The 21,154-nt window shown below is 32.0% G+C and carries 19 protein-coding genes and 1 riboswitch; of the genes, 10 read left to right on the forward strand and 9 right to left on the reverse strand.

From position 1 onward, the window contains the following. Positions 1-83: 83 nt before the first annotated feature. Positions 84-1,250: a tetrahydrodipicolinate N-succinyltransferase N-terminal domain-containing protein gene (locus ACXGQT_RS13130; protein WP_457829035.1), complete on the reverse strand. Its 1,167-nt coding sequence runs from the start codon at positions 1,248-1,250 to the stop codon at positions 84-86. Between the two features lie 76 nt (positions 1,251-1,326). Further along, the gene (locus ACXGQT_RS13135; protein WP_457829036.1) at positions 1,327-2,367 is read right to left on the reverse strand and encodes a substrate-binding domain-containing protein; all 1,041 of its coding nucleotides are present in this window, start codon (positions 2,365-2,367) and stop codon (positions 1,327-1,329) included. Positions 2,368-2,493: 126 nt separating this feature from the next. Here ACXGQT_RS13135 and ACXGQT_RS13140 point away from each other — a divergent pair, with 126 nt between their 5' ends. Then, on the forward strand, positions 2,494-3,309 hold the full coding sequence (locus ACXGQT_RS13140) for an SDR family oxidoreductase (protein ID WP_457829037.1): 816 nt from the start codon (positions 2,494-2,496) through the stop codon (positions 3,307-3,309). A gap of 20 nt (positions 3,310-3,329) precedes the next feature. Continuing rightward, positions 3,330-4,493: a mannonate dehydratase gene (gene uxuA / locus ACXGQT_RS13145; RefSeq protein WP_457829038.1), complete on the forward strand. Its 1,164-nt coding sequence runs from the start codon at positions 3,330-3,332 to the stop codon at positions 4,491-4,493. A 226-nt stretch (positions 4,494-4,719) separates the two neighbouring features. Here uxuA and ACXGQT_RS13150 read toward each other — a convergent pair whose 3' ends face one another. Next, the gene (locus ACXGQT_RS13150; RefSeq protein ID WP_457829039.1) at positions 4,720-5,118 is read right to left on the reverse strand and encodes a DUF2721 domain-containing protein; all 399 of its coding nucleotides are present in this window, start codon (positions 5,116-5,118) and stop codon (positions 4,720-4,722) included. A 156-nt stretch (positions 5,119-5,274) separates the two neighbouring features. On the opposite strand from ACXGQT_RS13150, the gene ychF reads away from it, so the two are divergent. From ychF to ACXGQT_RS13175, 5 genes are all read left to right on the forward strand, one after another. Then, positions 5,275-6,366 carry a redox-regulated ATPase YchF gene (ychF, locus tag ACXGQT_RS13155; RefSeq protein ID WP_457829040.1) on the forward strand — a complete coding sequence of 364 codons (1,092 nt, stop codon included), beginning with the start codon at positions 5,275-5,277 and terminating at the stop codon, positions 6,364-6,366. Between the two features lie 70 nt (positions 6,367-6,436). Further along, positions 6,437-7,333 (forward strand): DMT family transporter, encoded by an 897-nt coding sequence (locus ACXGQT_RS13160; protein WP_457829041.1) that lies wholly within the window; start codon positions 6,437-6,439, stop codon positions 7,331-7,333. 96 nt (positions 7,334-7,429) lie between these two features. After that, the gene (locus tag ACXGQT_RS13165) at positions 7,430-9,286 is read left to right on the forward strand and encodes a DNA topoisomerase IV subunit B (RefSeq protein ID WP_457829042.1); all 1,857 of its coding nucleotides are present in this window, start codon (positions 7,430-7,432) and stop codon (positions 9,284-9,286) included. Positions 9,287-9,343: 57 nt separating this feature from the next. Then, positions 9,344-11,926, forward strand: coding sequence for a DNA gyrase/topoisomerase IV subunit A (locus ACXGQT_RS13170; RefSeq protein ID WP_457829043.1), 2,583 nt, complete (start codon positions 9,344-9,346; stop codon positions 11,924-11,926). A 79-nt stretch (positions 11,927-12,005) separates the two neighbouring features. Continuing rightward, a complete protein-coding gene (locus ACXGQT_RS13175; protein WP_457829044.1) occupies positions 12,006-12,365 on the forward strand; it encodes a hypothetical protein in 360 nt (119 codons plus the stop codon). A gap of 11 nt (positions 12,366-12,376) precedes the next feature. On the opposite strand, the gene ACXGQT_RS13180 is transcribed toward ACXGQT_RS13175, so the two are convergent. The 5 genes from ACXGQT_RS13180 to ACXGQT_RS13200 are packed head-to-tail and all read right to left on the reverse strand — an operon-like array spanning position 12,377 to position 16,318. Next, positions 12,377-13,501 (reverse strand): ABC transporter substrate-binding protein, encoded by a 1,125-nt coding sequence (locus tag ACXGQT_RS13180; protein ID WP_457829045.1) that lies wholly within the window; start codon positions 13,499-13,501, stop codon positions 12,377-12,379. Between the two features lie 2 nt (positions 13,502-13,503). Next, entirely contained in the window at positions 13,504-14,043 is a 540-nt protein-coding gene (gene cobC, locus ACXGQT_RS13185; RefSeq protein WP_457829046.1) for an alpha-ribazole phosphatase, read from the reverse strand. Continuing rightward, on the reverse strand, positions 14,040-14,792 hold the full coding sequence (locus ACXGQT_RS13190; protein WP_457829047.1) for an adenosylcobinamide-GDP ribazoletransferase: 753 nt from the start codon (positions 14,790-14,792) through the stop codon (positions 14,040-14,042). Before ACXGQT_RS13190 ends, cobC begins: the two co-directional genes overlap by 4 nt. Before the next feature lies 1 nt (position 14,793). Further along, a complete protein-coding gene (gene cobT / locus ACXGQT_RS13195; RefSeq protein WP_457829048.1) occupies positions 14,794-15,807 on the reverse strand; it encodes a nicotinate-nucleotide--dimethylbenzimidazole phosphoribosyltransferase in 1,014 nt (337 codons plus the stop codon). Between the two features lie 7 nt (positions 15,808-15,814). Next, positions 15,815-16,318 (reverse strand): bifunctional adenosylcobinamide kinase/adenosylcobinamide-phosphate guanylyltransferase, encoded by a 504-nt coding sequence (locus ACXGQT_RS13200; RefSeq protein ID WP_457829049.1) that lies wholly within the window; start codon positions 16,316-16,318, stop codon positions 15,815-15,817. Positions 16,319-16,412: 94 nt separating this feature from the next. Between ACXGQT_RS13200 and ACXGQT_RS13205 the strand changes: the two genes are divergently transcribed. From ACXGQT_RS13205 to ACXGQT_RS13215, 3 genes are all read left to right on the forward strand, one after another. Next, positions 16,413-17,339, forward strand: a complete 927-nt coding sequence (locus ACXGQT_RS13205; protein WP_457829050.1) for an ABC transporter substrate-binding protein — start codon at positions 16,413-16,415, stop codon at positions 17,337-17,339. 21 nt (positions 17,340-17,360) lie between these two features. Next, a riboswitch (cobalamin riboswitch) is annotated at positions 17,361-17,567 on the forward strand. A 24-nt stretch (positions 17,568-17,591) separates the two neighbouring features. Continuing rightward, positions 17,592-19,469 (forward strand): TonB-dependent receptor plug domain-containing protein, encoded by a 1,878-nt coding sequence (locus ACXGQT_RS13210; protein WP_457829051.1) that lies wholly within the window; start codon positions 17,592-17,594, stop codon positions 19,467-19,469. A gap of 6 nt (positions 19,470-19,475) precedes the next feature. Then, the gene (locus tag ACXGQT_RS13215) at positions 19,476-20,576 is read left to right on the forward strand and encodes a YncE family protein (protein WP_457829052.1); all 1,101 of its coding nucleotides are present in this window, start codon (positions 19,476-19,478) and stop codon (positions 20,574-20,576) included. A gap of 57 nt (positions 20,577-20,633) precedes the next feature. Here the strand turns inward: ACXGQT_RS13215 and ACXGQT_RS13220 are convergent, their stop codons facing one another. After that, entirely contained in the window at positions 20,634-21,149 is a 516-nt protein-coding gene (locus ACXGQT_RS13220; RefSeq protein ID WP_457829053.1) for a DUF7935 family protein, read from the reverse strand. Between the last annotated feature and the right edge of the window lie 5 nt (positions 21,150-21,154).

Here is a 21,154-nt window from a genome sequence, read left to right on the forward strand (position 1 = left end):
AACAATAATCAGACCGATTTAAAAAATAAAACCACCTAATCTTAAAAAGAAAAGGTGGTTCAAATATATTATCAAAATAAAGCTTAGTTCTTTACGTGTAAAGCCTCGTTTAATTCAATTGTTTTAGGGTTAGGACGACAAGTTAAGTGTCCGTTTGTAGAATCTAATAAGAACAACAATTTATCTTTTCCGTTTAATTCAGCTCCTTTAACAATGTTTTGTCCTTCTTCCACAACGTTTCCGTTAATATCAATAGCTTGCTTGTCTGCATTGTATAAATAAACTTTAGCAGCAGCAGTTACGTAAACTCCTGCAGCAATAGTACATCCAAACCCTAAAGAAATTCCAGTTCCAGAGTTAGCACCCAATAAACATTTATCTCCAATAGAAATTACGTTTTTATTACCTCCAGATAAAGTTCCCATAATAGAAACTCCACCACCTAAGTCAGAATCATGTCCAACAACAACTCCAGCAGAAACTCTACCTTCAATCATGGCATTTCCTTTGGTACCAGCATTAAAGTTAATATAACCTGCCGGCATTACTGTAGTCCCAACAGCACAGTGAGCACCTAAACGAACTTGAGATCCGCTAGCAATTCTTACTCCGTTTGGTACATGATAATTCACCATGTAAGGGAATTTATCTACGTGAGTTACAATAATGTTTTCTCCTTTAAAAGTAGCTTTAATTCTTTCGGCAGATAAATCTTCTGGTAAAATAGGTCCTTGGTTGGTCCAAGCAATGTTATTTAATTTTCCAAAAACACCTTCTAAAGACAATCCGTGAGGCAATACGTGTAATTGCGATAAACATTGTAGTTTAAAATATCCTTCTACGGCATCGGCAACAGGTTGGTCTTTATCAAATAAGAAATAAGCCACTACATCAATTTCTTGATAAGTATTGTTTGGTGTTGCTATATTTTCTAACAATTGTTGAATAATAACAATGTTTGGGTGTTTTTCTATTTCTCCATGAAAAGCAGCAAAGTTGTCAAAAGCTTTTTGTAATTGAGCTTTAGAAACCGTTACAAATCCATTTTCACTTCCTTTAAATCCTGTTACATCTTGTAATAAGGCAGCAGTTCCAAAAGCAGTATCCCAGTTAATACCAGGGAAATTTACATCTAAAACTTTATCTCCTTTAGATCTACGAATTCCTAATCCGAATGCTAATGGTTTTGTGTATCCTTCTGTAGCTTCTACTTTTGCTACGTATGCTTTAAAATCTTCTATGGTGTTCATGTTATGTTTTTTCAAAAAATGATTTGGCAAATATAAGGCATTGAGATTTGCTATAAAAACCAATGGGATTTTGTTCCTATAAAAAATCTACGTTTTCTTTTAGAACTATTTCAATTGGAGAAAAATAGTGTTTTTCTGGTTTTGTTTGATGGGTTAAAAAATTAAAGAGCAATTTAATTCCATCATACCCTTGCTGAATAGGTTTTTGACTGATTAAAAAATCAACCGTTCCATTTTTTAAGTATTTGATGTTTTTGTCGGTAGTATCAAAACCACCAATTTCAATATCTTTTTTGTTAAGGCTTTCTATTATTTTAGCAACCGTACTCACTTTACTAGAAGGAACAAATATCCCTTTTATATTTGGATGTTTTAAGAGGTAATTATTTAGTTGGTTTTTTAAGGTTTCGCTGTTTTCAACATGATCAAAATGTAGGTTATGAATAGCAATTGATTTTTTGGAAGTTTTAAAAAAATCTCTAAATCCGTTAATTCTATTGTTGATAGAAGTGTAGTTAGAAATGTCTTTACGTATTTCAATAATTAAAATTTCTGCTTTCTTAGGCAGTACCCAGTTCATTAATTTTCCGGCGAGCAATCCACTTTTAAAAGAATCTTGACCAATAAAAGAAAGATTGTTTAACCCTTCTGTTTCGGTGTTGATAAACACATAAGGAATGTTTTGATTTTCTAATAGGCCAATCAAATCTCTGGTTTCTTTGTTAAAAATAGGGGCTATTAAAACAGCATTAGGTTTGCTATCAATCATCTTATGAAAAGCATCTATGTAGGTTTTTGATGAAAATTGATTAAAATTATAGTTTTTGATTAAAAAGCCAAGATTTTTAATTTCTTCCATCGCATTGGCTATTCCTTGTTTAGGAGATTCCCAAAACTCATCAGAACTTATGTTTTCAGGCAAAAGAGTGGCAATAGTGTAATTTTTTTTTGATGCTAAAATACTCGCTACAGGATTTACCGTATAATTATAGTCCTCAATAATTTTAAGAATTTTCTTTTTGGTTTTCTCAGAAACGCCCGGTCGGTTGTGTAAAACCCTATCTACAGTACCTATAGAAACGTTTGCTTTTAATGCGATGTCTTTAATGCTTTTCAATGTCTTTTTTTGTTAATTTCATAAAAACAGAAACAAAATTATGTTAAAATAATGATAGATGCTGTTCGGTTCATTATTTTTTATTAATTTCGTGTGCGTACACGAAAATATAAAATTAAAGTTAAAATGGCACAATTATTCAATATCAAAGATCAAGTGATTGTTGTAACAGGCGGGGCAGGAGTGCTAGGAGGTAGCATTGCAGAGCATTTGTTAAGCGAAGGAGCTAAAGTGGTAATTATTAGTAGAAGCGAAGATACTGTTGCTGCAAAATTAGCAGAGTTAGAAAAAATAGGAAAAGAGGTTGTTGGATACGCATGTGATGTGTTAAGTGAAACATCTTTAATTGAAGTAAAAGATAAGATTATAGCAAAGTGGGGAAAAATTGATGCTTTGGTAAATGCTGCAGGAGGAAATATGCCAGGAGCAACCATTTCACCAGACAAAACTTTCTTTGATTTACAAATGGCAGATTTTAGAAAAGTATCGGAATTAAATTTAGATGGAACCGTATTACCATGTTTAATTTTTGGTAAGGAGATTGTAGCCAATGGAAAAGGAAGCATTATAAATGTGTCTTCTATGGCGGCTGCTCAAGCCATTACAAGAGTGGTTGGTTATTCTGCATCAAAAGCAGCTATTGATAATTTTACCAAATGGTTGGCTTCAGATTTCGCTTTAAAATATGGAGATCAAATTAGAGTAAATGCCATTGCACCAGGATTTTTTATAGGTAAACAAAACTTACGTTTGTTAACCAATGAAGATGGATCTTACACAGAAAGAGGAAATACCATTATTAAAAACACACCTATGAAACGTTTTGGAGAATCAGAAGAATTAAATGGAACTGTACAGTGGTTGTTAAGTGATGCTTCAAAATTTGTAACAGGAGTTGTAGTGCCAATTGATGGTGGATTTAGCGCTTTTAGTGGAGTTTAATAAAGATATAAGTTAGAAAAATGATACAAACATTTAGATGGTTTGGGGTAAATGATCCAGTTCAATTATCTCATATTGCACAGGCAGGTGCAACAGGAGTTGTTACTGCTTTACACCATGTACAAAATGGTGATATTTGGGAAGTAGAAGAAATCATGAAAGTAAAAAACATGATTGAAGAAGCTGGGTTAGAGTGGTCTTTTATAGAGAGTATTCCTATTCACGAAAATATCAAATTACAAAAAGGAGATTATTTACATCGTATAGAAAATTACAAGCAGAGTTTAAAAAATGTAGCAGCATGTGGTGTTAAAAATGTATGTTACAATTTTATGCCTGTGTTAGACTGGACAAGAACTCAGTTGTTTTGGCCATTAAAAAATGGAGCAACAGCTTTGCGTTTTGATAAAGTAGAAATGGCTGTTTTTGAAATCTATTTGATGGAAAGAGAAGGGGCGGAAAAAGATTATACTCCAGAAGTTCAAGCCAAAGCAAAAGCTTCTTTTGCAGAAATGTCATCAGAAGAAAAAACACGTTTGTCAGATTGTATTTTAAAAGGATTACCTGGAACGGTTGATGATTTGTCTATGGACGAGTTTAAAGCAATGATTGCCCAGTATGATGGTTTAAGTCATGCAGATTTAAAATCAAACTTATCTTTCTTTTTAAATCAAGTAGTTCCTATTGCTGAAGAAAATGGAATTGTGATGGCGATTCATCCAGATGATCCACCAATGGATATTTTAGGATTGCCAAGAATTATAAAATCAGAAAAAGATTTAGAAGATTTGGTAGGTTTTATAGATAGTCCTAGTAATGGAATTACTTTTTGTACAGGTTCTTTAGGAGCAAACCCAGATAATGATTTACCTAAAATGATTGAAAAATTTGCTGATAGAATTCACTTTTTACACTTGAGAAATGTTCGTAGAGAGGCTGATGGAAGCTTTTTTGAAGACGACCATTTAGGTGGGTCTAGCGACATGTACGAGGTGGTAAAAGCGGTAGCAAAAATTGAAAAGAAATTAGGAAAAGAAATCCCAATGAGACCAGATCATGGACATCAAATGTTAGATGATTTAAACAATGAAAAAGCTTACTGTGGTTATACAGCTATTGGTAGGTTAAAAGGATTGGCTGAATTAAGAGGTTTGGAGCTAGGAATTAAAAGAAGCGAAGCTTAAAACCAAAATTTAATATCTAAAAAGGGCAGTTGTTTTATAACAACTGCCCTTTTTTAGGTAATTAGGTTTATTGTGAGTGTTTTTACTACTGGTTCTCTATACAATTTTTCGTTTCTTAAAATTACTCGAACAGCCAGTTTATTTAGGATTAAAGTTTTATTATAACAATGTCACTTCGAGTGAAATTTACAGAACAGGGTGGAGTAAATTTGTATCGAAAAGTCATTTAAATAAATTTTCCTTTAATATCTTTTAACTGAATTTGTAATGCTTTGGTAGAAACTTGAATTTCTATAAATAATAGAGTTAAAGAAAGCATCATACAACAAAGACTGATGATAAAAACAACATCAGCAGTAATAAGCATTTCTAAAAATAAAAGTAGCATGGTTAGTACTGCTCCCATAAAACTTAAAATGGCAAAACCTTGAGTAGCTCTAATTAAGGTCAATCTTCTACTCAAAATTTTAATTTGATCACCAATGTTTTTTTCATGAGAATCCTGATATTCCTTATGTAGTTGTCTAATTAAAGAAGCAATGGCTAAATAACGAGCATTATATGCCAACATAGATAAAGAGATGGCAGGAAATAACAAAGCAGGAATGCTCATAGATAAATTCATGTTCAATGTATTTTAAATTTCACCATAAAAATACAAAGAATATGATAGTTCCTCCTTCTTTTTGATAAATAGGATAATCTATTGTAATTAATCATTTACAATTCATCATTAATAATTAGCTTTTAATATCTTTGCCACTTCTAAAAATAAAAACTCATGAAAGCAGGTATTGTAGGATTACCAAACGTTGGAAAATCAACATTATTCAATTGTTTGTCTAACGCAAAAGCGCAAAGTGCAAATTTTCCATTCTGTACTATTGAACCAAATATTGGTGTGGTAAACGTACCAGATCCTAGATTAGAGAAATTAGAATCTTTAGTAAATCCTGAAAAAGTTGTACCTGCAACAGTAGAAATTGTTGATATTGCCGGATTGGTAAAAGGAGCAAGTAAAGGAGAAGGTTTAGGAAATCAGTTTTTAGCAAACATTAGAGAAACAGATGCTATTTTACATGTGTTGCGTTGTTTTGAAGATGATAATATTGTGCATGTTGATGGTTCTGTAGATCCTATTAGAGATAAGGAGACCATTGATATTGAGTTACAGTTAAAAGATTTAGAAACGGTTGAAAAACGTTTAGAAAGAGTTAAAAAATTAGCCAAAACAGGAAACAAAGAAGCTCAGGCAGAATTTGATGTTTTAGATAAAATTAAAAACACTTTAGAGCAAGGTAAATCAGTTCGTTCATTAGAGTTTTCAGAGAAAGAATTAGAGTTTGTAAAACCTTTACAATTTATTACATCAAAGCCAGTATTATATGTGTGTAATGTTGATGAGGAGTCTGCTGTAGAAGGTAATGAGTTTGTAGAAAAAGTAAAAGCAGCTGTTGCTGATGAAAATGCAGAAGTTTTATTTTTAGCAGTTGGAACTGAGGCAGATATTAACGAGTTAGAAGATTACGAAGAACGTCAAGAGTTTTTAGCAGATGCAGGTTTAGAAGAGCCAGGAGCCGCTAAATTAATCCGTGCAGCATACAAGTTGTTAAACTTACAAACTTATTTTACTGCAGGTGTAAAAGAAGTAAGAGCTTGGACTATTAATATAGGTGATACTGCACCGCAAGCAGCTGGAGTGATTCACACCGATTTTGAAAAAGGATTTATTCGTGCAGAAGTAATTAAATACGATACTTATGTTGCTTTAGGTAGCGAAGCCAAAGTAAAAGAAGCAGGTAAATTACAAGTAGAAGGAAAAGAATACATAGTACAAGATGGAGATATGATGAATTTTAGATTTAATGTCTAAATAATCTCCAATTAAAAAATACAAAGCCAATTCATCATTTTTTGAATTGGCTTTTTTAATATCTATAATAATGAAAAAAATATCAGAAAATACTGTTGGGGTTCTTGTAGCGTTACTGGCAGTATTCCTGTTTTCATCCAAAGCTATTATCGTAAAATTAATTTATGATTTTGAAGTGCCAACTATTCATGTGTTGTTAATGAGAATGGTGTTTGCTTTGCCTTTTTATTTGGTGATTTTGGGAGTTAAAAGAAATGAAGTGAAAGTAGGCTTAGAAAAAAAGCATTATTTGTGGCTAGTTCTTTTTGGAGTGATTGGTTATTATGTAGCAAGCTTTTTTGATTTTTATGGATTAAAGTTTTTATCAGCAAGTTTAGAACGAATTATTTTATTTGTGTACCCAACATTGGTGGTGTTAATTGGGGCTTTATTTTTAAAAACCAAAATTACCAAACAGCAAATATGGGCAATTGTTATTACTTATTTTGGAGTGTTTTTAACTTTTGCCTCAGAGTTACAAATCAATCATGATGATTATTTGTTTTTAGGAGCGGGACTTATTTTTATGAGTGCTTTAACCTATGCTTCGTATTTAGTAGGTAGCGGATGGTTAATTCCAAAATTTGGAACCATTCGTTTTACTTCTTTGGCTATGGTTGTAGCTTGTAGCTCTGTAATAATACATTATTTAATTACTGATAGACAGTCTGTTTTTAATTACCCAACACAAGTGTATTTTTATCAATTAGTCATGGCTGTTTTTTGTACTGTATTACCATCTTATTTAGTGTCTTATGCTATTCACAAATTAGGTGCCTCTAAATTTGCAATTATAGGTAGTATAGGGCCTGTTTTTACTATTGTATTAGCTACTATAGTTTTAGGAGAAAGTATTACTTTTATACAATCAATTGGAGTGGTAATTGTAATTTTAGGAGTGAGAATTGTATCAAAAAAAGAACGATAACCTCGTTAAAAACCTGTTGATAATTCAATTTTTCTGATGTGAATACAATACAATAAAATATTAAATTTAACAAGAACCTAAATCAAACCTTTGTTTATGAGTCAAGAAACAAAATATACCGAAGATAATATACGATCCTTAGATTGGAAAGAGCATATTAGAATGCGACCAGGGATGTATATTGGTAAATTAGGGGACGGATCATCGCAAGATGATGGAATTTATATTCTAATTAAAGAGGTGATAGACAACTCTATAGATGAGTTTGTGATGGGGACTGGTAAAACCATTGAAATTTCTGTAAAGGATGAGGTGGTTAAAATTAGAGATTACGGTCGTGGAGTTCCTTTAGGAAAAGTTGTAGACGTAGTTTCTAAAATGAATACAGGAGGAAAGTACGATTCTCGTGCTTTTAAAAAATCTGTAGGATTAAACGGAGTAGGTACCAAAGCAGTAAATGCTTTGTCTAGTAATTTTTCTATTCAATCTATCCGTGAAGGACAAACCACCACTGCAGAGTTTGAAAAAGGTGAGTTAATTAACCAAACTCCACTAGAAGCAACGACCATACGAAGAGGAACTAGAGTTATTTTTCATCCAGACCCAAGTATTTTTGTGAACTATAAGTTCCGTAGTGAATACGTCATCAAAATGATAAAAAACTATGTGTACCTAAACCCAGGTTTGACCATCGTTTTTAATGGTGAAAAATTTATTTCAGAAAACGGATTGAAAGATTTGTTGGAAGAAAATATTCACGAAGACACGTTAGCATATCCTATTATTCATCTTAGAGGAGATGATATAGAGATTGCCATGACACATAGTAAAACACAATATAGCGAAGAGTATCATTCTTTTGTAAACGGACAGCACACTACTCAAGGAGGGACACATCAAAATGCGTTTAGAGAAGCAGTGGTAAAAACCATTAGAGAATTTTTTGGTAAAAACTTTGAAGCTTCGGATGTTCGTAAATCTATTGTAAGTGCCATTGCTATAAAAGTGATGGAGCCCGTTTTTGAGAGTCAGACTAAAACCAAGTTGGGATCTACCGAGATGGGAGGAGATTTACCAACGGTGAGAACTTATATCAACGATTTTGTTAAAACCAATTTAGATAATTATTTACATAAAAATCCTACTACTGCCGAAGCCATTCAGCGTAAGGTAATGCAGGCAGAAAAGGAGCGTAAAGAGTTATCTGGAATTCGTAAAATTGCTAGAGAACGCGCTAAAAAAGCAAGCGTACACAATAAAAAATTACGTGATTGTAGAATTCATTTAGCGGATTCTAAAAAAGAAGGACATTTAGATACTTCTTTGTTTATAACAGAGGGAGATTCTGCAAGTGGATCTATCACTAAATCTCGTAATGTAAATACTCAAGCCGTATTTAGTTTAAAAGGAAAACCTTTAAACTGTTATGGGTTGACTAAAAAAATTGTGTACGAAAATGAGGAGTTTAACCTCTTACAAGCAGCCTTAAATATTGAGGATGGAATAGAAAACTTACGTTATAACAACGTGATTATTGCAACCGATGCCGATGTAGATGGTATGCATATTCGTTTGTTATTGATTACTTTCTTTTTACAATTTTTTCCAGAGGTGATTAAAGAAGGTCATTTGTATATCTTAGATACACCGTTGTTTAGAGTTAGAAATAAAAAAGAAACTATTTATTGTTATTCCGAAGAGGAAAAACAAGCAGCCATAGAAAAGTTAACAGGAAAAGCAGAAATCACTCGATTTAAAGGGTTAGGAGAAATTTCACCAGATGAATTCCAACATTTTATTGGTGATAATATACGTTTAGATCCTGTAATGTTAGACAAAGAACAGTCTATAGAGTCTATGTTAGAGTTCTATATGGGTAAAAATACACCAGACCGTCAAGAATTTATTATAGATAATTTGAAATATGAGTTGGATATCATAGAAGAGAATTAGATATTACAAAAAATCATTTATTTAAAGAAGTAAAACATAAATACCAATTGCAACTATATGCAAGACGACATCAACAATAACCAAGAAGAAAACGAATTTGAAAATCATAATAAGGTAGAAAGTCAAGAGACCATTACCAAAGTTACAGGAATGTACAAAGAGTGGTTTTTAGATTATGCTTCTTATGTAATCTTAGAACGTGCAGTACCAGCCATTGCAGACGGTTTTAAACCAGTGCAAAGACGTATTATGCAATCTATGAAAGATTTAGATGATGGACGTTACAACAAAGTAGCCAATTTGGTAGGGCACTGTATGCAGTATCACCCACATGGAGATGCTTCTATTTCTGATGCCATGGTGCAAATTGGGCAAAAAGAATTGTTGATAGACATGCAAGGGAACTGGGGAAACATTCTTACTGGAGACCGTGCAGCTGCAGCTCGTTATATAGAGGCTCGTTTGTCAAAATTTGCCTTAGAAGTGGTTTTTAATCCTAAAACTACAGAGTGGCAAGCTTCTTATGATGGTCGTAGAAAAGAACCTATCAATTTACCTGTAAAATTCCCAATGTTGTTGGCACAAGGAGGAGAGGGTATTGCAGTAGGGTTGTCAACCAAAATATTACCTCATAACTTTAATGAGTTGATAGATGCTTCTATAAAAATATTAAAAGGAAGAAGTTTTACTTTGTATCCAGATTTTTTAACTGGAGGAGTAATTGATGTGACCAATTATAATGATGGTGCAAGAGGAGGAAAAGTTAGAGTAAGGGCTAAAATTTCTCAACTTGATAAAAAAATGTTGGTAATTAACGAAATACCATATGGAACGACTACATCAACATTAATAGAATCTATTTTAAAAGCCAATGACAAAGGGAAAATTAAAATCAAACAAATAGAGGATAATACCGCTAGAAACGTTGAGATTTTAATTCATTTGCCACCAGGAGTATCGCCAGATAAAACCATTGATGCTTTATTTGCCTTTACCAATTGTGAGGTTTCTATCTCTCCTTTGTGTTGTGTTATTCAAGACCATAAACCTGTATTTATTGGGGTTTCCGATATTTTAAGAATATCAACCAATAATACCTTACATCTGTTAAAACGTGAGTTAGAAATTCAGTTAGGTGAGTTACAAGAAAAATGGCATTTTGCATCCTTGGAGCGTATTTTTATAGAAAATAGAATCTATCGTGATATTGAAGAAGAAAGTACGTGGGAAGGTGTGATTTCTGCTATAGATAAAGGATTAAAACCTCATGTATCTCATTTAAAAAGGGCGATTACAGAGGAGGATATTGTACGATTAACAGAAATAAGAATCAAACGTATTTCTAAGTTTGATATTGATAAAGCAAAACAAATTATTGAAAGTTTAGAAGATGAAATAGCTCAAGTGCAACATCATTTAGAGAACTTAATAGAGTTTGCTATTGATTATTTTAAGAGTTTAAAAGAAAAATACGGGAAAGAAAAACCTCGTATGACAGAAATTAGAACTTTTGATGATATTGAAGCTACAAAGGTGGTGATGCGAAATGAGAAGTTATATGTAAACAGAGCCGAAGGATTTGTAGGAACTTCTTTAAAAAGAGATGAATTTGTAGCCGATTGTGCAGATATTGATGATGTAATTGTGTTCCGTAAAGATGGAACCATGATTGTGACAAAAGCGGCCCAAAAAACCTTTGCTGGTAAAGATATTATTCATGTAGCCATCTTTAAAAAAGGTGACAAGCGTACTATTTATAATATGATGTATCGTGATGGTCGTTCTGGTCCAAGTTATATGAAACGTTTTAATGTAACGAGCATAACCAGAGATAAAGAGTACGACTTAACAGCAGGAAACAAAGGTTCTGTAGTTTGGTATTTTACAGCCAATCCTAATGGTGAAGCAGAAACGGTTTCTGTAGAATTAAAACCATTGGCAGGCTTAAAGAAGTTAAAATGGGATATAGATTTTTCTGATTTAATGATTAAAGGACGTTCTTCAAAAGGGAATTTAATTACCAAATATCCAGTTAAGAAAATTGAATTTAAATCAGCAGGGACTTCTACTTTAAAGCCTCGTAAAATTTGGTTTGATGATACCGTACAACGTTTAAATGTTGATGGAAGAGGAGAATTACTAGGGGAATTTACGGCTAAAGATAAATTGTTGGTAGCCACACAATCTGGAAAAATAAAAACCATTACACCAGCTTTAACCACGCATTTTGAAGACGATATGGTGGTGTTAGAAAAGTGGGAACCAAACAAACCAGTTTCGGCTATTTATTACGAAGGGGAAAAAGAAAAATATTACGTAAAACGTTTTGTGATAGATCATCCAGACAAGGAAGAGTTTTTTATTAGTGAACATCCTAAAACCCAACTACAAATTGTAGTGACCGACTATAGACCTAATGTTGAGGTGGTGTTTAGCAAACGAAATTTAGATAATTTAGTAATAGATTTAGAGGATTTTATTGCTGTAAAAGGAATTAAAGCTTTAGGAAACCAATTAACCGATGATAAAATTAAATTGGTAAACAGATTAGAACCATTACCATACAATCCTGCTGAAAACGATATTGAAGTGGAGGATGAAGAAGAAGTTGGTAAAGATGATCAACCTACGTTATTTTAAGAATTAGTTTTAAATAGAGAATTACTTCTTTAATATTATACCAGATCAAAGTATGAATTCAAAATGTGCTATTAAAACAATGATTTGGTTATTAGTAGCCATCTTACTTTTTCATTTTTGTATCATTTTAAAAATAATTCCATATGAAATTGCTTGGGGAGGAAGATTAAAGAGTGATACTCAAATGTATGTTTTTGAAAGTATTTCAGTTTTAATTAATTTTTCGTTATGCTTTGTGTTATTCATAAAGGGTAATTATTTAGCTGAAATTATACCTATGAAAATAGTGAATATTGTTTTGTGGGTTTTCTTTGTAATATTTGGACTAAATACTATTGGAAACATCTTTGCAAAAACCAATTTCGAAAGGTTTTTTACACTATTTACTTTGGCTTTTACAGTTCTAATTTGGGTGGTTTTAAAGAAAATAAAAAAATAAATTGTGTAAAATTACTCTAACCTCTTAAAAAAAGTAGTTTCGTAGTTAGGTAACAACTCTGGATGACAAATTTTAATAAAATCTTTTAGAATTAAATCCGGACGTAAAGCACCCAATTCAAAAAATAACATACCACCAGTAGCACCAACAGTGTTTGAATATGTATAAATATTATTGGTAGTAAAAGGTTTAAAACTTGTGTAATGTTTACTGATGTCGGCTAGTGCTTTTTTGTTGATAGCATAACCTGGAGCAAACCAAAAATCAGCATCTTTAGCTTTGATAAATACTTCTTCAAATTGTAAAGCCAAACTTCCTGTGCTCTCTGTGTTTTGCCAATAATAGTTGGTGCCTGCATCTTTCATAATTTGTGCTACATAACTATCTCCGGCAGGAGTGTACCATATGCCGTTGTAAATTCCTCCATATAAAATATTGGGTTTAGAAATATTGCTAGGAATGGTTTTTAAAGCTTTTTGATAACTTTTTTCAATTTGATTAAAAACCAAATCGGCTTCTTTTTCTTTGTTTAAAAACAAGGCAAAAAACTTAATCCATTCCGCTCTACCCAAAGGAGTTTCCTCTAGCCAACTAGCATCAATCACAATAGGGATTCCTGCTTTTTTTAAGGTTGTAAAGTTTTTGTTGATGTTGTTTACGGCAAAAGAAAAAAGAATATCGGGCTGAATATCTAAAACCATTTCAGTATTCATATGTTCTTCATGCCCAACATCAATAACACTCCCGTTGTCTATTAAAGCTCTTGTTTTTGGAGAAGATACAAATTGGGTGTTAGGATATCCTTTTAATAACTTTTCGCTTTTTAAAGCTTCTAAAACGGGAATTTGTGTGGTTGATGTTGCTATAATTTTTTTTAAAGGAGTGTGAATCACAATTTGATTTTCATTACTTGATTTAATAATAGTATCTCCTTTAATAATAATATATTCATAGGGAGTTGTGGCTCCTTTGTATGGTGTTTTTACTATAATTTTGATGTGTTTTTCGTGTTTTTCATATTCAAATCCTTTGGCATATTCGGGCTTGATTAGCTTATTGTTTTTTGTTTTTTTATCTGCCTTGGGTTGACAAGCAATAAGGGTACATAAAATAAATAGAGGCGTAAAAAACTTCATGTTTAAAGAATTTGATATTGATTGGTTTCGGTATCTATTTGTACAATGGTTCCGTAAGGAATTTTAAAATCAAAAGAATCTGTTAAGTCTGTTTTGGTGATGTGTGCCAATATACTTCGGATAACTCCCGCATGAGTTACTATGGCTGTGTCATCCTTTGTAATTTGTTGATAAACAGATAAAGTTCTTAAATATAAATCCATATAACTTTCTCCATTCGGTACAGCTACATTTACAAAGTCTTTCATCCAAGGATCTATTTCTTCTTGTGGTATTTTGTTCCAATCTTTTAATTCCCAGTCACCAAAATCTAATTCTTTTAGGTTGTTGTTTGTGGTAAAGTTAGCATTAATTTTAGCAGCCAATATTGTGCATCTTTGTAACGGACTACTAATTACATTCTCAATAGCAAATTTTTTTATTTTTGAAATTAAAAAATCAGATTCTTCTTCAAAGCTTTCAGAAACAGGAATGTTTGCTTGTCCGTAACAAATACCTTTAGCAATATCAGGAGTGGTATGTCTTATTAAGTATAGATTCATAGAATAATTAATAAACTTAAATAAAAGATGACTTCTGAAATTTGTTGTGTAGCACCTGCACAATCTCCCGTATGTCCACCAATCCATTTGTGAAAATATTTAGCCAACATGTATTTTGATATCATTACAGGGATAAAAGCTAGAAATACATAGATATTAAAAAAGAAAATCAACGGAATAATAGCAAAGATTCCGCTAATGATTACATCTTTTAATTGAATCCCAATTGCCGATGGTTTTACTTTACTTTTATCAATATCTTGCACATAGGGTTCTGTGTAAATAAGTGTGGTAGCAGCAAATCTGCTAATAGCATGTCCGGATATTAAAGCAATGATACAAGTATGAACATTAAATTCTGATAATGCTTGAAATTTAATAGCCAATAATAAACCCAAGCCAACAATTCCATAGGTTCCGACCCTAGAATCTTTCATAATGGTTAATATTTTTTCTTTGGTCCAACCACCACCAAAACCATCGCAAACATCAGCAAAACCATCTTCGTGAAAAGCACCGGTTATCCAAATAGTTCCTGCCATACTTAATAGTATAGAAATAGCATCATTAAAAAGAAATTCGGCTATATAAAACACCAAAGCTCCAAAAGTCCCAACAATTATGCCTACCAAAGAAAAGTATCTACTACTTTTGGTTAGTATTTCTGGAGAATGATCTATGTTTTTAGGACAAGGAATTCTAGTAAAAAACATAATGGCAGTTAAAAAAACAGCAATTTCTTTTTTCATGTTAGCTTAATTTGTTTGTAACACTAGCACTTTCAAAACTAGCCATTTCGTTTAAAAATTTTACTGCAGATTCTACTAAAGGATAAGCCAAAGCAGCTCCTGTTCCTTCTCCCAATCTCAGTCCGATATTTAAAATGACATCGGCTTTTAAAAATTGTAACATTTTGGTATGTCCTTGTTCATCTGAACAATGAGAAAAAATACAATTATTAGCAACAGAGGGTTCCATAGCGTGTGCAGCTAGTAAAGCAGAAGTCACAATAAAACCATCAATTAAAATGGTCATATTTAATGCTTTTGCTTGAAGAATAGCACCAGTAATCATAGCTATTTCATATCCACCAAAAGTGGCCAAAATTTCCAAAGCATTGGTAACATTAGGATGTGCTTCTTGAGATTTTCTTAAAACAGCAGCTTTTACTCTAATAGCATCATTATTTAATCCCGTTCCTTTTCCTACACAATTACTGATATCTGTTTGAGTGTAAGCACTCATTAACAACGAGGCAGATGAAGTATTACCAATACCCATTTCACCAAAACCAATAATATTTGTCCCTTCGGTGAATTGTTTGGTTACTATTTCTTTCCCTTTGTTCATTGCTTTTTTACAATCTTCAACACTCATGGCTGGTTGTACAGAAAAATCGGCAGTTCCTTTATTTATTTTTGCATTAATTAAATTGTGTGTTGTTCCAAAATCATAGTTTACACCTGCATCAATAACTTTTAAAGTGATGTTGTGTTGTTTGCAAAACACATTAATTGCTGCTCCTCCATTTAAAAAGTTAAAAACCATTTGGGTAGTTACTTCTTGTGGAAAAGGACTCACGGGCTCGGAGTTTATAATTCCGTGGTCTCCTGCAAAAACCAAAATAGCAGGTTTAGATAAAATAGGGCTCGTAGTTTGTTGAATTTCCCCCACTTTAAAAGCTATTTTTTCTAAAACACCTAAAGAACCTAAAGGTTTGGTTTTGGTATCTATTTTATGTTGTAAAGTTTCTTGAAAAGTCATGTGAGTTTTATTTTAAAGTCATTGGTAATCCAGAAACCATAAAGGTTGCTTTGTCACTTAATTTAGCTATTTCTTGGTTAACCCAACCTTGTAATTCGGTAAATTTTCGTGCAATTTCTGTACTGGCATGTACCCCCATTCCTATTTCATTAGAAATAATAATGATGGTGGCATTTACTTTTTTTAACTTGCTTAATTCATCTTTAACCAATAGTAAACTTTTAGATACGTCATACTTAGTGTCTGTGTAAAAATTGGTCAGCCATAAGGTTACACAATCAATGACTATCACCGACTTTTCTGGAATAACAGAACTTAAATATTTTTCTTCTTCTAGGGTTGTCCAACGCTCATCTCTATCAGAAACATGTCTGTCTACACGCTTTTTAAAATCATCATCCCAAATTCTAGAGGTCGCTAAGTAATAAGGTTTTGGACTAAGTTCTTCGGCTAGTTTTTGAGCATAGCTACTTTTTCCAGAACGTTCTCCTCCGGTGATGTAATATATCATATTTAATTTTTAGACAAAGATTGTTAAGTTTTTTAAGATTAAAAAAATATATCTGTAAAAAGAATTTACTTTAGCAATCTTAAAAATTATGATGATGAAAGTATCTTCTTTTATGCCTGCTGTTACACAAATTATTTACGATTTGGGGTTACAAAATATGTTAGATGGAATTACGTTTGAGTGTCCACAAATAGCTTTAAAAGAAAAAACACCCGTAGTAAGGTGTGTACTTGAAGGGAAAAATTATACCAGTGATGAAATCAATACTTTATTCTCTAAAAGTAAAGCTACAGGAGAAAGTTTATATTTTGTTGATGAGGTAGCTTTGGCTAAAATTGCTCCAGATATTGTTTTTACCCAAGATGTTTGTGATGTTTGCCAAATTGATACCGAATGTGCCTCTTTAGCAGTACATAAATTAGAGAAGATTCCAGATCTTATTTCTATTACCCCACAATCTTTAGAGGATGTGTTTGATAATGTTTTGACTATTTCAAAAGCTATGAATCAAGAAAAGTTAGGAATAGAACATGTAAGTTTTCTTAAAACTAAAATAGCTGCCATTGTTGATAAACAAAGAGCGGCTAAGGTAATGCCCAAAAGTGTGATGTTGTTAGAATGGATAGATCCATTGTTTAATTGCGGGCATTGGATTCCTCATCAAATAGGCTATGCCGGTGGAATTGATTTATTGTCACATCCCTCAGGAGATAGTATTGTGATGGATTGGCAAAAAATAGTAAAATACAATCCAGAGGTTTTGGTTATTGCTCCCTGTGGATATACCCAAGAAAGAACTTTAGAAGATATGAGCTTCTTAGAGGCTAAACCAGAATGGAAAACTCTAAGAGCGGTTCAAAATAAACAAGTCTATTTAGCCGATTTTGATATGTTTACCCAATCATCGGCTAGTACTTTGGTTGATGGAATAACCGTCTTAGCAAAAATATTTCACCCTACAGTGTATACAGAATCTACAGGTTTAGAACATAGATATTGTAATTATTTTGATAAAAAATAATTGTGAACTAAAAAAACAACGTACTTTTGCCACGATTTTGGTTTTTATGCTATTCAAGAAATTGAGAGCTAAAATTAAAAGGGAATCTTGTTAAAATCAAGAACTGTACCCGCAACTGTTAACTTAGCCCAATTGGGTGCTTGTTATAAACTTAAACCACTGTTTTTATAAATGGGAAGGTAATAACAAGACGTAAGTCAGGAGACCTGCCACAATCATAAATATAAATTCTTTCGGGAGTAAAGGAAATTTATGATGAAACTATGTAACGCTGTTTTTTATATCTGTATGCTTTGGTGTACTGTAACTATTGCTCAAAATGATTCTGTCAATCGTTTGGAGAAGGTTTCTTTGTGGTCTAAAATTACAAATGCAAGTGTTGTCGGAGGGAAAGAAATAAAAATATCAGACGAAAAAAAACAACGTAATTCTAGTAGTTTAACCGAGGTTTTGAGATACAATTCTCCTGTAATTTTTAGAGATTATGGAAATGGAGGAGTAAGCACAGCAGTGTTTAGAGGTACTTCGGCTACAAATACACAGGTAATGTGGAATGGTATTAGTATTAATGCTGTGGGAAATGGACAGACAGACTTTAATGCTATTGCCACTTTTGCTTCTGATGAAATTACGGTTATTAGTGGAGGGAATAGTGTTGAATACGGTTCGGGAGCTATTGGGGGAGTGATACGATTGGACAACATACTTCTTTTTAACGATACAAAAAAAGGAGAGTTTTATTCAAGCTACGGAAGCTTTAATACTTTTACCAACTATTTTAAATACTCAGTTAGTCTTGATAAAATAGCGGTTAAAATAGCTTTAAATCACAACAAATCAGATAACGATTATACTTATGTAGATGACAGGTATAAAGATGAAAATGGAAATCAAATAAAAAATATTAACGGTAGTTATCATAATTTAGGCGGGACTTTTTCTTTAGGATATAAATTTAGCTCTAAAAACAAACTTTATTTTTACTCTAATTTTTTCAATGGTGAACGTTTTTTTTCTGCAGGATTACCCAATCCTAAAAGAGGAACAGAAAAATTTATAGATAAAAATTACAGAAATTTACTTAAATGGAAATTTAATGCAAACGGCTATTACCATACTTTAAAAACAGCTTATTTGGAGCAGGAGTATAATTACTATTTATACAAAACATTTTCTAATTATTTGTACGGAAAATCAAAGCAAGCATTGACAAACTATTCGGTTAGCAAACAATTTTCAAGGTATTTTAAAATGATGGCAGAGTTAGGGTATGATTATTTACAAGGAGAGAATAGTGATATTTCTCAAAAGAATAGAAAGAGTTTTTACCAAAAATTACATCTTGTTTCGCAACCTGTAAAAGGGCTAAAAACCTCTTTAAGTTTTAGGAATGAACAAAGTTCTTTTTATAATCTTCCTTTTGTATATGCTTTGGGAACAGATTATGAATTGTTGCCTGGGTTTAGATTGAAAGCTAATTATTCTACAAATTTTAGACAGCCTACCAATAATGAGTTGTTTTGGCCTCAAGTAGGGAATTTAGATTTACTTCCTGAAACATCAAAACAATATGATGTAGGTCTGGCTTATAAAAACAAACAAATAGAATTGAAGGTTAATTATTTTAACATCGATTTGAAAAATAAAATATTATGGATTCCTGTCGGGGATGGTAATTTGTGGAGACCAGAAAACATAGATGATGTTCTAAATAAAGGAATAGAGTCTTTTTTTTCTTTTCAATTTAAATTTAAAGGAGTGATATTTTCTAATGTGTTAAACTACTCATACATAAATGCTATAGATCAACAAACGACTAACAGAATTCCTTTTGTACCTAAACATAGTTTTAATAATAATTTTTCGGCAGCATATAAATATTTAACGCTTTACTATCAGCAGTTATGTCAAAGTAAGGTGTATACCAATTTAATACAGCTAGATTATTATTCTTTAGAGGCTTTATCCGTATCTAATATAGGAGCAGAAATAAAAGTGTTGGCTAAAAAAAATAGATTGGTAAAGTTAGGACTAAAAGTGAATAACGTGTTTAATAACGTGTACTACTTTACCAATTTAAGACCCATGCCTGGGCGAAATTACAGTGTAAATATTAATTATAAATTTTAATAAAAAATGAAAGTAACTAAATTAATTTGTAAGCTATTCTTGTTGAGTCTGGTTTTTGTGTCGTGTAATGATGATGATGGTTTAGAATTGATCACTCAAAATGTTTTTGAAGCTATAAATTCTGAAGTTATTGTAAGTTCAGAAGGGAATTTTAATAGTAAAGATGGATCTGTTTCTTATTTTGGAAAAAATCATGCAAATGTGTTTTATTACAATGAAGTAAATGGAGCAAAATTAGGAGGTTTGGTACAATCTATGGCTTTTAGCGATACCAAAGCATATATTATTTTAAACGATGTAAATCAAATAGTGGTTGTAAATAAAAACACTTTTGTAAAAGAAGCTGTTGTTGAAACGGGATTGTCAAATCCTAGATACATGACTATTGTTGGTGATAAAGGATATATTACTAACTGGGGTGTTACAGGTGATGAAGCTTCAGAAGATTATGATGATTATATTGCAGTATTAAATTTAACCACTAATACTATTGAAGAAACTAACATAACCGAAGGTTTGCCATTTGGACCAGAGCAAATTGTATCAGCAAATAATGGAAAAGTATATGTTTCTCATAATGGGGCTTGGGGTACTAATAATAAAGTATCTGTAATACAAAACAATCAAGTTTTAACAACTATTGAAGTAGGAGATGCACCTGATGAGTTAATTATAGACGATAACGGAAATTTATTAGTACTGTCTCAAGATACAGCTGCAGAATATAATGAAGATTGGACAACAAAATCTACCAACAATCCATCACAAATAGATTTTATAAATACCAATACAGATGCCATAGAAAAAACATGGTCTTTTGAGGTAACTACTCCCGTTAGTTTAATGGCTTATGAGTCTGGAAGTATTTATTTCTACGCTAGCCAAGTAGTTTATAAATTAGATGAAACAGCAGCAGAAGTAAGTTATAATGAGGTTTCAAGCGGAAATATACTATATGGTTTAAATGTTAAAAATGATAAGTTGTTTACTTTAAAAAGAGCTTTTACTAACTTAAGTAAGTTGACAGTTGTTAATGCTGAATCAGGATTGGTTGAATATGAAACAGCAGTAGGTTTAGGAGCTTCAAAAATATACTTTACTGAGTAATTGGTGAGTTGCTATGAAGAAGAGAAAAGCCCATGCAAATTTGTATGGGCTTTTTGTTTATAAAATACTTTGTACTTCTTTTTGAATATATTGTTGGGCAATTTGCGTGGGTGATTTTCCCTCTTTTCCAATATCAATCAGTTTTTGTTGTAAATCTTTTCCACTCACTAAATGATCTTGCATACTATAAGCGGTAATATTATTTAAAATGGTGGTTTTAGTGTTGTTTAACAATTTCCAACAATCTTCGCTTACATAAATTTGTTGTACCAAATTATGCTCAAATTCAGCATTAATTTGGGTGATTAAAAGTTGAGCATATTCAATTTTATTAGTGTTTCCAGCCTCTACTCTAATTGCTATGTTTGATAGGTTAATACGTTCCAAAAACAATGTCATTCTTTCGTAGGCCTGTAATCTAATAGGTAGGCTTTGTTTCTTTTTATCTTGTAACATTTCAAATTTCCGTTTGTTGTTTTCTAAATGTACATATTGCTTTAAAAAGTAAGCAACAATACCACCTGTAATAATTGAAGGAACAGTGTATTTAAGAATTTCTAAAACTTCATTCATTGTAA

The organism is Wenyingzhuangia sp. IMCC45467, assembly GCF_054111205.1.